We start from the raw sequence: 12,400 nt of genomic DNA on the forward strand, positions 1-12,400 counted from the left end.
AGCGCGGGCAAGCGCGCTCCTACAAAAGCGAGTTGCATCATTTTCTGAATCACGAGAACTCCATGAGCCAAAAAGTCACCCCGCAACACCTGCAAACCTGGTTGTTCGACGGGAAGGAGATCGCCCTCTTCGATGTGCGCGAGCATGGTCATTACGGCGAAGCGCATCTGTTTCACGGGGTGAACCTGCCCTACAGCCGCCTTGAGCTGGAAGCGCGTCGGCTGGCGCCCAATCCGGCGGTGCGCCTGGTGATCTACGACCAGACCGGCCACGATGTGTCCGTCCGGGCGGTGCAACGTTTGCAAACGCTCGGCTACACCGACGTCCATGTGCTGGAAGGCGGTGCTGATGGTTGGCAAGCGGCAGGCCTGCAACTGTTTGCCGGGGTGCACGTGCCGTCCAAGGCGTTTGGCGAGTTGGTGGAAGAAGCCAGCCACACGCCGCACATCAGCGCGCCCGAACTGGCGGCATTGCAGGCCAGAGGCGAACCGCTGGTTTTGCTCGACGGCCGGCCGTTCGACGAATACCGCAAGATGACCATTCCCGGTTCCATCTGCTGCCCCAACGGCGAGCTGGGGTATCGGCTGGCCGACCTGGTTGCGGATGACACGACGCCGATCGTGGTCAATTGCGCGGGGCGCACGCGCAGCATCATTGGTGCACAGACCCTGATTGACCTGGGGGTGAAGAACCCGGTGTATGCGCTGGAGAACGGTACACAAGGGTGGTACCTCGCCGACCTGCCGCTGGAACACGGCAGCACGCGTCGCTACCCGCAAGTGTCCGCTGCCGCGTCGCTGGCGCAGCAACGTGAGGCCGCCACACGTCTGGCTCAGCGGGCGGGTGTGACGACCGTCGACGCCGAGCAGGTCGTGGCCTGGTCTGGCGACCCCGCGCGCAGCCTGTTTCTGTGCGATGTGCGCACCCCGGAAGAGTTTGCCCTCGGCAGTCTCCCCGGCGCGCAACACACGCCGGGCGGACAGTTGGTTCAATCCACCGACCTCTACATCGGCGTGCGTGGCGCGCGGCTGGTGCTGATCGACAACGATGGCGTGCGCGCCCCCATCGTGGCCAGTTGGTTACGTCAGCTTGGGCATCAGGCCTACGTGTTGAAGGGCGGCTTGCACAGCGGTCTGGCGTTAACGCCCGAGCGTGACGCTGTCGCGCCAGCGTTGCCTGCGATCAGCGCTGCCGAGCTGGCGGACTCGCTGCGTGACAACACCGTTGTGCTGGTGGACCTGCGCGGGAGCATGGCGTTTCGCAAGGCGCAGATCGCAGGGGCTCGCTGGTCGATTCGTTCGCATCTGGCCGATGACCTGGCAACTGAAACGAAGCCGATGGTGCTTGTGGCCGATCATGCCGATGTCGCGGCAATAGCGGCCCTTGAATTGCCCGAGCAGCAGCGAGTGCACGCCCGATGGCTGGATTTCAGGGCCTGGCAATCGGCCGGCCTGCCTGTGCATGAAGATGCAGGCAACCCGCTGAACGAGCAGTGCATCGATTTTCTGTTTTTCACCCACGACCGTCACTCCGGCAACAAGGATGCGGCCCGTCAGTACCTGGCGTGGGAAATCGGGTTGTTGGGGCAGATGACCGAACAGGAAATCGCCAGCCTCAAGCCCTTGGCTTCGAGCGAGAACCAGAGCCGTGTTCGCACCCGGTTGGTCCATGCCGCACGAGGCGAAAAGGGCAGCGGTGTGCGCAGTGTGAACCCGCCGGTGTCCCGCATGAGCACCGTGCTGTTCGACACGCTCGGCGAGATGCGCGACGCGCGCAAACGGCGCGATACTGAGCGTGTGCTGACGTACGGTGCGCGGGGTAATCCGACGGCGTTCGAGCTGGAAGACCTGGTCACGGAACTGGAAGGCGGCTACCGCACGCGGCTGTTTGGCACCGGACTGGCCGCCGTGGCGCAGACCTTTCTGGCTTATCTGCGCCCGGGCGACCACGTGCTGATCACCGACGCGGTGTACTCGCCGGTGCGCCAGGTGGCCGAGGAATTCCTCGCGCCGTTCGGCATTCAATACAGCTACTTTGCCGCCGATGGTAGCGGGCTGGAAGACAAGCTCCAGGCCAACACCAAAATGGTCTATGCCGAGGTGCCGGGGTCGCTGCTCTACGAGCTGGCGGATCTTCCCGCGATCGCGGCCCTGTGCACGTCACGCGGCATCTTGCTCGCTGTCGACAACACCTATGGCTCGGGTTACCAGTACCGCCCGCTGACCCTCGGCGCTGACATCTCCATCATGGCACTGACCAAATACATCGCCGGACACAGCGACGTGGTGATGGGCAGCGTCTGCACCACGCAAGCGGTCTGGCAACCCCTGGCGGTGATGACCGACACCTTCGGCAGCACCGTCAGTCCTGACGACGCGTATCTCGTGCTGCGTGGCGCCCGTACCCTGGCTGCGCGGCTCGACGTTCATCAGCGCCAGGCCCTGCACGTCGCCCACTGGTTGCAACAGCATCCGCAGGTCAGGCGCGTGTTCCACCCGGCATTGGCGGATCACCCGAATCACGCACTCTGGAAGCGCGATTTCAGCGGCAGCAACGGCCTGCTGACCTTTGAACTCGCCGACAACGACCCCAAACACCTGGACGCCTTCATCGACGCGCTGCAGCTGATCGGGCTGGGTGCTTCATGGGGCGGCTTCGAAAGCCTGATCATCGTCGCCAACGTCCGCGACCGCGATAACGCTCCAGACAAGGCGCTGAATCCGCTGCTGCGGTTACACATCGGGCTGGAGGACGTGAGCGCGTTGATCGAAGATCTGGAACGGGGGTTTGCGGCGATCCGTTGAAAGCCGTATATCCGGTTTTACAGCCCAGTGGTTGCTGGCGGTGGCGCCCTTGGATTGCCATCGCCTACGGAAGTTTCTCCTGTAGAGGGCGTTGGTATTTTGTTTCCATCGGGGCGCTGTCGTTAGTGGTAATGACTTCTGTTTTTGGAAAACTCAGTACATATAAATATCTACCGCACTCGTGCAGGGCTTCCTCGTCATCATTCCTCGTTTGAGTTTGCGACGAGCACGGCAAATGAGACGACATGGGAAAGGAACTGAGCTTCGCGACCAGATAAACAAATCGAAGATTCGTTTGCTCGTCTATCGATTGGTTTCCAGTTCTTCTGAAATGTTGGCGACCGGCATAAAGATGAAACTCGTCCGGTTCGATTCGATTGATGAGGCTGCGATTGTGGCGAGCGAAGGCTGGGAAGGCAGGTTCTACCCATGGGCCGATATTCCAAGGTGGAAAGTCAAAGATCCGAAAGGATTTGATCTCGCCCTTTGGTACGGACACGAGTTATGCGGCTTACGCAACGCCGCGTCGAAGCAGGTTGACGATCAAAATCATTTTACTGGAGGGAAAACCTGACACTGATCACCCTCTGAAAGGACTGATTGCTCCGCTCGCGCTTTTGGCCGTGGATTTTTATGCTCGACTGCTGGGCTGCAAAGAAATAGAGATTCAGCAACCGGAGCCCGGTGCGATTGAGTATTACCGGGCGCTGGGATTCCAGTTCGATAGCAGCGGTCGCCTTGTCATTTCAGTAGGTGACTCCTAAGATGGCCTCTATTGGTCCCACCGACGAGGTGTTTATGAGCACTCGAAAACGCGGAACGAAAGAGCCAACGGCTGTTGACGTCCGGGTGAAAGAGGTGTCCTTTCCGACTGAGCTCTCGGACACCCAGAAGCACTACCTGCGTGTGGGTCTGACCCACGGTAAGGAACTTGAGCCCGCAGGGCCCATGGCAGGACCCAGCGCTTGAACGTGTGACAGAAACCGCCAGCAATGGCGGTTTTTTTATGGGAGGTGGAAACAGGCTTCAGTTCAAAACCCCGCCTTACCCACCGAAGCACCACCGTCGACAAACAACGTCTGCCCGGTAATGAACCCGCTCTGTTCGGAGAGCAGGAAGGCGATCGCCGAGGCGATTTCTTCGGGTTGGCCGAAGCGGCCCATGGGCACGCCGGACAGGTAGCGTTTTTCGCCTTCGCTGCCCACCGGGTTGTTCTGCCGGAACAGCTCGGTTTCAGTCGGGCCGGGGGCGATGGCGTTGACGGTAATGCCGGTCTGCGCCAGTTCCAGCGCCCAGGAACGGGTGAAGCTGATCAGCGCGGCTTTGGCGGCGGCGTAGGCCGTGCGCTGGGTGATGCCGAGCACGGTCAGGCTGGAGATGTTGACGATCCGGCCCCAGCCTTGTTCGCGCATGTTGGGCAGCAAGGCTTGGGTGGCGAGCAGGGCCGAGTGCAGGTTGACGCCCATCACGGCGTCGAAGTCGTCCAGCTCGATCTGCCCGAGCGGCTGCGGACGTACCAGGCCGACATTGTTCACCAGTCCATCGAAGCGATAGTGCTGCGCCAGCTCGGTCAGGCCGCAGCGGGTCTGGTCTTTGTCGCTCAGATCAAGCTCTTTGAGCACGCCCGGGAAGGTCGGGTCGTCGGCGTGGCGGGCGATGCCCACCACCTGATGACCGGCGGCCGCCAGGTGTTCGGACAGCGCACGGCCTATGCCTTTGCTGGCGCCGGTGATCAGGAAAGTGCGGGAGGTCATGAATAGTGCTCCGTAAGATTGGGGAAAAGGTTCAGGTCGGGGTGCGTCCCTGTGTGCGAATTCATTCGCGATTGGCCAGTGCATCCGACCTTTTCTTGTCGGTTGTACGATCGCACCGCGAATGAATTCACTCCCACAGGGACAGTGTCCGTCTGGCTATCGGGCGCTTAGAAAGATCGCGACCCGGACGCCGAGTTTTTGAGAAACGCAAGCAGCGCGATGAGCGGGAATGCACTCCCGGCGATCACGATCCATGTCCAGCCGCCGTGGTCATACAGGGCGCTGGCGATCACCGAGCCGGTGGCGCCGCCGATGAAGATGCTGGTCATGTAAAGCGCGTTGAGACGACTGCGGCTTTTGGCGTCCAGGGCGTAGACCGAGCGCTGGCCGAGGACCATGTTCATCTGCACGCAGAAGTCCAGGACGATGCCGGTCACCGCCATGCCGATCACTGCATACGCTGGCGTGATCAGGCTGGGCAGAAAGCTCAGGGCGGCGAAGAGCATGGCGCACAGGCTGGCGACTCGCGTGTGTCCGGCATCCGCCAGACGCCCGGCAATCGGTGCGGCAATGGCGCCAATCGCACCGACCAGCGCGAAAATGGCGATCTGGCTCTGCGACAGGCCATGGTTGCGCGCCAGTTCCAGCGGCACGGCCGTCCAGAACAGGCTGAACGTGGCGAACATGCAGGCCTGATAAAACGCCCGTTGGCGCAGAATCGGCTGCTTGCGCAACAGCGTCCACAGTGAGGTCAGCAATTGCCCGTAGCTGGCGTTGTGGGCGGGTTGATGCCGGGGAATGGTCGTTGCCAGAACCACGCTGATCACCAGCATGACCGCCGCTGCCGTCCCGAACACCGCACGCCAGCCGAAGTGGTCGGCGATGATGCTGGAAGCGGGGCGGGCGAGCAGAATGCCCAACAGCAGGCCGCCCATGATGCTGCCGACCACACGTCCGCGTGTTTCCTCGGGCGCCAGATGCGCGGCCAGCGGAATCAAAATCTGCACCGCGACCGAACTGAACCCCACCAGCAGCGAGGCCAGCAGAAACAGGTTAGGCGTCTGCGCAAAGGCAGCGCTCAAGAGGCTGAGAATGGCCACGACCGTGGTGATGATCATCAACCGGCGGTTTTCCAGCAGATCACCCAGCGGCACCAGGAAGAACAGCCCCAGCGCGTAGCCGATCTGCGTCAACGACACGATGAAACTCGCCAGCGTGCTGGACAGCCCGATGTCTGGCGCGATCAATCCGATGATGGGTTGGGCGTAGTAGATGTTGGCAACGATTGCGCCGCAGCAGAAGGCAAACAGTACGGCCAGGCCCTTGGTCATCGTTGCACCGGGGTTGGCGTGGGGCATGGAAGTCATGCGGATCTCGACTGGCATTGCAACGGGCCGCAAAAGCGCGCTACCACGGTGCATAAAAAGGAAGGATCAGAGGCTAACGCTTTTTCGTTGCGTTAAGAAGTGCTATCGGGTGGATATGTCTTATGCATCAAAAGAAGGGTGCTGATGCGCCATCTCTGCACCCGTCGCTCCGCCGAAACTTTTCCTCCCTTGCCCCGGTCACTCCTACACAGACTCATCCCACAAGGAATCACGCGATGGCTCGGGCAATCTGGAAAGGCGCGATCAGTTTCGGGCTGGTGCATATTCCGGTCGCGCTGGTGTCGGCGACGTCGCGGCAGGGCGTTGACTTCGACTGGCTGGACAAACGCAGCATGGACCCGGTGGGCTACAAACGGATCAACAAAGCCACGGGCAAGGAAATCACCAAAGAGAACATCGTCAAGGGCGTGCAGTACGAGAAAGGCCGCTATGTGGTGATCAGTGAGGAAGAGATTCGCGCTGCTCACCCCAAGTCGACGCAGACCATCGACATCTTCGGTTTTGTCGACAGCAAAGACATTCCGCTGCAAAACATCGACACGCCTTACTTCCTCGCGCCCGACAAGCGTGGCGAGAAGGTCTACGCTCTGTTACGACAAACGCTGGTAGACACCGGCAAGGTGGCGCTGGCCCATGTCGTGATCCGCACCAGCCAGCACCTCGCTGCCGTCATGCCGCTGGAGTCGGCCATCGTTCTGGTGCTGTTGCGCTGGCCTTCTGAAGTGCGCGGGCTCGACACACTGGACCTGCCCAAGGAGGCGACCGACGTCAAACTGAGCAAGAGTGAACTGGACATGGCCAAACGTCTGGTCAAGGACATGAGCGCCGAGTGGACGCCGGACGCCGAAGAATACCGTGACACGTTCCAGGACCAGATCATGACGCTGGTCGAGACCAAAGCCCGGGAAGGCAAGATCGAGGATGTGGAGACCGACGCTGGGGAAACCGAGCGCAAATCCGCTGATGTCATCGATTTGACTGAGTTGCTCAAACGCAGCCTGGGTGGCCGTGGCGGTTCAGCCAAAGCCCCCGTAAAAACCAAACCTGCCAGCAAGAGCAAAACCGCTGCCGATGATGAAGACGTTCCGGCCAAACGGCGCGCCCCTGCAAGGAAGAAAGCGACCAAGGCATCCTGAAAAGCGATGCCGGGTTGATAAGAACAATGCAGAGGTCTAATCGATCATGGCGAAACCTGTGAGTGAGTACACCCGTAAGCGCAATTTCGACATCACCTCCGAGCCACCCGAAACGCCAGGCCGGGCTCGCGGGAACAAAGACAAGGCGTTGAGCTTTGTCATTCACAAGCACGATGCGCGCAACCTGCATTACGACTTTCGACTTGAACTGGATGGCACGCTGAAAAGCTGGGCCGTGCCCAAAGGCCCGAGCCTGGACCCGAAGAACAAGCGCCTGGCGGTGCATGTCGAAGATCATCCGTTGGGCTATGGCAGCTTCGAGGGCAGCATTCCGGAGGGCCAATACGGGGCCGGTGACGTGATCGTTTGGGATCGGGGGATCTGGCAGCCCCATGGCGATCCACAGGAAACCTATAAGGCGGGCAAGCTTAAATTCACCTTGATCGGCGAAAAGCTCACCGGCGACTGGGCGTTGGTGCGCACGCACTTGCCCGGCAGCGGCGACAAGGAGCAATGGCTGCTGATCAAGGAGAAGGACGAGGCGGTGCGTTCGGCGGACGAGTACGACATCGTCGCAGACAAGCCGCAGAGCGTGGTCAGCGGCGCGACCGTGGGCGATGGCCGAGCGTCGGCCAGATCCGGCCAGCGCAAGACGGCGGCGTCTGCGTCCGTCGCTGCAAAAAAGTCGGTCGGTCAGGCGCAGGGGAAAGCGGCAGGCAAGCAGTCCGCGACGAAGAAAATCAAGGTCCCGGAAAAACTCTCGCCGCAGCTTGCCACGCTTATGGCCACGCCCCCAGAAGGCGAATGGCTGTACGAAATCAAATTCGATGGCTATCGGATCATGACCCGGATTCTCGACGGCGACGTCCGGATGATCACCCGTAACGGCCATGACTGGACCGAGCGTCTGCCCCTGCAGGCCAAGGCCATCGCGGACCTGAAACTGGGCGACGGCTGGCTCGACGGTGAGATGGTGGTGCTCAACGAGGAGGGGTTGCCGGACTTTCAGGCGCTGCAGAATGCGTTCGAGATCGGCCGCAGCAAGGACATCGTCTATTACCTGTTTGACGTCCCGTTCCTCAATGGCGAAGACCTGCGCAACACACCGGTGGAAGAGCGTCGTGCGGCCCTCAAAAAGCTGTTGGGCAAGAAAAGCCGATTGCTGCGTTTCTCCGATGCGTTTTCGGCCAGCCATCGCGACATTGTGGAAAGCGCCTGTCTGTTGTCCCTTGAAGGGGTCATCGGCAAGCGTGCGGGCAGCGTCTATCAGTCACGGCGCAGCGCGGACTGGATCAAGCTCAAGTGCAAGCTGCGCCAGGAGTTTGTCATCGTCGGCTTCACCCAGCCACAGGGCACGCGCAGCGGGTTTGGCGCGCTGCTGCTGGCGGTCAACGAGGAAGGGGCAGGGCTGGTGTATGCAGGGCGGGTCGGCACCGGCTTCAATCAGAAGATGCTCGGTGAATTGCTCGATCAGATGAAGCCGCTCGCGCAGGATGCCTCGCCGCTGGCGAAAAAACTCACCAGCACTCAGGCCCGAGGCGTGCACTGGATCAAGCCGACGCTGGTCGGTGAAGTGGAGTTCGGGGAGTGGACCCGCGAGGGCATCATTCGTCATTCGGCCTTTATCGCGCTGCGCAGCGACAAGCCTGCCAGCGAAGTGGTCCACGAGTACCCCAAATCGCCGGTGGACATCAAGGCACCCTTCAAGCCGAACGCCTCTAGAACCGGTGCGACCAAGGCTCGCGCGTCCAAGGCGTCCACGACCGCCGAAGTGACAACCGAGAAGCCCAAACCTGCCAGCAAGCGTGCCGGCAAAGACAAGGTTGAAGTGGCGGGCGTGATGATCAGCCATCCCGAGCGGGTGATCGACACGCAGAGCGGCCTGCACAAAATCGACCTGGCGCATTTCTACGAATCGATTTCCGACTGGATCCTGCCGCATCTGGATCACCGTCCGGTGGCCTTGCTGCGCTGCCCGGACGGTGTCGAGGGCGAGCAGTTTTTTCAGAAGCATTCCGAGCGGCTGGCGATCCCGAACATCAAGCAGCTCGACCCGAAGCTCGACCCCGGCCACGCGCGACTGATGGAGATCGACAGCGTTCAGGCGCTGGTCGGCGCGGCCCAGATGGGCACCATCGAACTGCACACCTGGGGCTCGACGTACGACAAGATCGAGCTGCCCGATCACTTTGTCCTCGACCTTGACCCGGACGAAGCGTTGCCGTGGCGCAGCATGATCGAGGCCACCCAAATGACCTTGTCGGTGCTCGATGAGCTGGGCCTGGATGCCTACCTCAAGACCAGCGGCGGCAAGGGCATGCACATCATCGTGCCACTGGCGCGCAAGGCCGACTGGGACACGGTAAAGGCCTTCGCCAAAGCGCTGGCGCAGTTCCTGTCGGACCAGCTGCCGGAACGCTTTACCGCGACTTCCGGCCCGAAGAACCGGGTCGGCAAGATCTTCGTCGACTACTTGCGCAACACCCGTGGCGCCAGCACCGTGGCCGCGTATTCCGCCCGGGCAAGACCGGGCCTGCCGGTCTCGGTGCCGATCACCCGGGACGAACTGAGCAGCCTCAAATCATCGACGCAATGGAACATCGGCAACCTGCAAAAACGCCTGCGCAAGCTCAAGGCCGATCCGTGGGCGGGTTATAAAAACACTCAGCGCATCACCAAGCCGATGTGGAAACGGTTGGGGGTGAAGGCCCCGTGATTCCGGTCGCTTCCCCGGGATTTGAGGCCGCCATCAGACCTGTAGCCGGCTTGCTGGCGAAAGCGGTCGTTCAGGCAGAATCGATGTCACTGACCCAGCGCATTCGTCCGAAGTGCGGCCCATACCCTCGTAACCTCGGACGTCTCCTACAGGGAGTGCGTCGTTCCGATGATTTGCGGTCGATGTCTAATCTGTAGGAGCCGGCTTGCTGGCGAATGCGGTCGTTCAGGCAACCTCAGTGTCACTGACCCACCGCATCGCTGCCCTCGTAACCTCGGACGTCTCCTACAGGTACTGCGTCGTTCCGATAATTTGCGGTCGATATCTAATCTGTAGGAGCCAGCTTGCTGGCGAATGCGGTCGTTCAGGCAACCTCAATGTCACTGATTCACCCCAACATTCAAAGGCAACGCAGGACAGACTCACTGCCACCCAAGGTCTCAGGAAACAGGGGGTTCGAGCTTCCGACGAAACTGTCCCGGCGCCATGCCGTAGGTGTCTTTGAAGACTTTACTGAACGCCGCCTGGGATTGATAACCAACCTGCGCGGCGATGTCGCTGAGGCCGCTTTGCGAGCGGCTTAGCAAACCGTAGGCGCGTTGCATGCGCACCTGGGTGAGCAAGGTCCAGGGCGAGCTGCCGCTGAGTTTGCTGAATGCGCGCATGAAAGTGGCGCGAGACATGCTCGCCAGCTCCGCCAACGCTTCGACCGTCCAGTCATGGGCCGGGTCTTCGAGCATCGCCTGCCAAGCGCGACCCAGGCGTCTATCGCTCAGCAGTGCAAGGCTGCCTTCGCTTTGCGGCGACTGGTGCAGGTGGGCGCGCAGCACGAGGGTGAACAGCGCCGAGGTCAAGGCGTTGACCATGAACTGGCCACCCGCCTGATTGCCATCGGCCTCGCTGCGCAGCAATGCAACGAGTGAGGGCAGGGGATCGCCGACGTTGAGCGACTGGGTGGAAATCAGCAGGTGATCAGGCAGGGCCGAGAGCAGCATCGAGTCGGGCTGGTAGAGAAAGCGCCCGCAGAGCAGGTCCAGCTCCTGGCCGTTGCCGTTGCCGTTGCCGAACCGTTGCACGGTCAACAAGCCACCTTCTTCCCTCTGCGGGCGGGACGGCGACACCCGTTCCCCGCGACTGAGGAGCAAATGGCTGACCCCGGTGGGCAGCACGAGGATGTCGCCGGCAACCAGCTTCAACCGCCGACGGTCCGGCAGTTCGATCCGGCACTCTCCCGCCAGAACGATGTGATAGGGCGCGATGCCGCTGGCTTTCTGATCATGATCCAGCGCCCAGTCGCCCTGGAACTGGCAGCGCAGGTCAAGGCTTCCGCGGACGTCGGCTAAAGTGATGAGCGTGTCGATGGCGTTCATATGCGACTTTCAGACAAAGAAATGAGCCAAACGAGCAAGTTACACGAACGCCCTTGGCGGACACTGTTTGTGTTCCCGGCGCAGTCTAGTCGCCGCTCTCAGGAGATACCACCATGTTCAGCAATTGGTCCGACCTCGTTTCCACCATCAAGCAATCTTTCGGTTCGCTGTCCAAATCCAACCCGAAAATGGTCAAGGCCTACATGGCCCTTGGCGATGCCGCCGCAGAAAATAACGTGCTCGACGCGAAAACCCGCGAGCTGATTTCCCTGGCCGTGGCCATCACCACTCGTTGTGACGGCTGTATCGGCGCCCACTCCGAAGCCGCCATCGCGGCCGGCGCCACCCGTGAAGAAGTGGCAGCCGCCCTGGCCACTGCGATCTCGCTGAACGCGGGTGCCGCCTACATCTACTCGATGCACGCGCTGGAAGCGTATGACGCGTTGAAGAAGTAAGGCGGGAATTCACTGGCTGTAGTCGTATGGCTTGCCTACGGTGCCCACCTGTCAGCGCCACCGCAGACAAGGCGTGCGGCTACAGCGTCAACATGGGTAGGGCTATTCGTCTCGCTCAAGTCTGAATAGCGCAACCCAAACAAGTATGGCTGCGTCAACGATTCCGACGACAGTGGCAAGGGTAACGCCTATATCAAGTACAAAATTAACGTTCATCAACGGTTTCGTTCAAAACGCTGCCGACAGCTATTCCAAATGCCCAAAGCTTTTTCCACTGAGGGTCAAGCACTTCCAATCTTAGTCATTAGCCAGAGACTCACAGCCCCCAGCAGTAACATGCAACTCCCCAATATCGGGCCCGCTGTCCAGATACGCAGGCTTAGCGGTACCTGATCGGTTTCGTCCCGGTCTATTAACCCTCGTTTTTCAAGTAACACGCTCAATGTGAAAACCAGCGCCACGGCGCCCAGCCTGTTCAGCCTTGCGATTGGACCATTGCCTTTCCATAGGCGTTTTGTGTCCGAAATGATTCGGCAACCGGTGAGGTACTGCTCGGCGGTGGGGAGTTTCCAGTATGCCGCGAACAACAGGAGAATCAGGTTCAGCATCGTTAAGCCGCTTATGACAATGGCAACCCAGCCGGAGGTGTCGTTATTCATCGTTCAACATGCTCGAAGAGTTTTTCGCCTGCCTGTTCACCGAAGTGAGGAGGCGACAATAAAGACGCGGCTTAGCAGGTGTCATTAAACAAACGGCCAAAAACCGCATGACTACGAG

The 12,400-nt window shown here is 60.7% G+C and carries 9 protein-coding genes; 5 read left to right on the forward strand and 4 right to left on the reverse strand.

The window, feature by feature from the left end; genetic code table 11:
• The first annotated feature begins 62 nt into the window (after positions 1-62).
• Positions 63-2,804, forward strand: a complete 2,742-nt coding sequence (gene metC / locus AB4N84_RS19615) for a cystathionine beta-lyase (protein WP_460042716.1) — start codon at positions 63-65, stop codon at positions 2,802-2,804.
• A gap of 235 nt (positions 2,805-3,039) precedes the next feature.
• Positions 3,040-3,378 carry a hypothetical protein gene (locus AB4N84_RS19620; RefSeq protein ID WP_460042718.1) on the forward strand — a complete coding sequence of 113 codons (339 nt, stop codon included), beginning with the start codon at positions 3,040-3,042 and terminating at the stop codon, positions 3,376-3,378.
• Between the two features lie 457 nt (positions 3,379-3,835).
• Here AB4N84_RS19620 and AB4N84_RS19625 read toward each other — a convergent pair whose 3' ends face one another.
• Positions 3,836-4,558, reverse strand: a complete 723-nt coding sequence (locus AB4N84_RS19625) for an SDR family oxidoreductase (RefSeq protein ID WP_074755246.1) — start codon at positions 4,556-4,558, stop codon at positions 3,836-3,838.
• Positions 4,559-4,725: 167 nt separating this feature from the next.
• Entirely contained in the window at positions 4,726-5,925 is a 1,200-nt protein-coding gene (locus tag AB4N84_RS19630; protein ID WP_460042720.1) for an MFS transporter, read from the reverse strand.
• A 236-nt stretch (positions 5,926-6,161) separates the two neighbouring features.
• On the opposite strand from AB4N84_RS19630, the gene ku reads away from it, so the two are divergent.
• Positions 6,162-7,082, forward strand: coding sequence for a non-homologous end joining protein Ku (gene ku / locus AB4N84_RS19635; protein ID WP_460042722.1), 921 nt, complete (start codon positions 6,162-6,164; stop codon positions 7,080-7,082).
• Positions 7,083-7,128: 46 nt separating this feature from the next.
• On the forward strand, positions 7,129-9,798 hold the full coding sequence (gene ligD / locus AB4N84_RS19640) for a DNA ligase D (protein WP_460042723.1): 2,670 nt from the start codon (positions 7,129-7,131) through the stop codon (positions 9,796-9,798).
• 440 nt (positions 9,799-10,238) lie between these two features.
• Here ligD and AB4N84_RS19645 read toward each other — a convergent pair whose 3' ends face one another.
• On the reverse strand, positions 10,239-11,168 hold the full coding sequence (locus AB4N84_RS19645; RefSeq protein ID WP_460042725.1) for an AraC family transcriptional regulator: 930 nt from the start codon (positions 11,166-11,168) through the stop codon (positions 10,239-10,241).
• A gap of 113 nt (positions 11,169-11,281) precedes the next feature.
• Here AB4N84_RS19645 and AB4N84_RS19650 point away from each other — a divergent pair, with 113 nt between their 5' ends.
• Positions 11,282-11,623, forward strand: a complete 342-nt coding sequence (locus AB4N84_RS19650) for a carboxymuconolactone decarboxylase family protein (RefSeq protein WP_074755236.1) — start codon at positions 11,282-11,284, stop codon at positions 11,621-11,623.
• A gap of 281 nt (positions 11,624-11,904) precedes the next feature.
• Here the strand turns inward: AB4N84_RS19650 and AB4N84_RS19655 are convergent, their stop codons facing one another.
• Complete coding sequence (locus AB4N84_RS19655; RefSeq protein ID WP_460042726.1) at positions 11,905-12,282, reverse strand: hypothetical protein; 378 nt, start codon at positions 12,280-12,282, stop codon at positions 11,905-11,907.
• Between the last annotated feature and the right edge of the window lie 118 nt (positions 12,283-12,400).

It is taken from the genome of Pseudomonas sp. S2_H01 (assembly GCF_054668305.1).

Coding starts and splice junctions, on each gene's coding strand:
- metC (WP_460042716.1), top strand. CDS start 63: ATGAGCCAAAAAGTCACCCCGCAACACCTGCAAACCTGGTTGTTCGAC.
- AB4N84_RS19620 (WP_460042718.1), top strand. CDS start 3,040: ATGAGACGACATGGGAAAGGAACTGAGCTTCGCGACCAGATAAACAAA.
- AB4N84_RS19625 (WP_074755246.1), bottom strand. CDS start 4,558: ATGACCTCCCGCACTTTCCTGATCACCGGCGCCAGCAAAGGCATAGGC.
- AB4N84_RS19630 (WP_460042720.1), bottom strand. CDS start 5,925: ATGACTTCCATGCCCCACGCCAACCCCGGTGCAACGATGACCAAGGGC.
- ku (WP_460042722.1), top strand. CDS start 6,162: ATGGCTCGGGCAATCTGGAAAGGCGCGATCAGTTTCGGGCTGGTGCAT.
- ligD (WP_460042723.1), top strand. CDS start 7,129: ATGGCGAAACCTGTGAGTGAGTACACCCGTAAGCGCAATTTCGACATC.
- AB4N84_RS19645 (WP_460042725.1), bottom strand. CDS start 11,168: ATGAACGCCATCGACACGCTCATCACTTTAGCCGACGTCCGCGGAAGC.
- AB4N84_RS19650 (WP_074755236.1), top strand. CDS start 11,282: ATGTTCAGCAATTGGTCCGACCTCGTTTCCACCATCAAGCAATCTTTC.
- AB4N84_RS19655 (WP_460042726.1), bottom strand. CDS start 12,282: ATGAATAACGACACCTCCGGCTGGGTTGCCATTGTCATAAGCGGCTTA.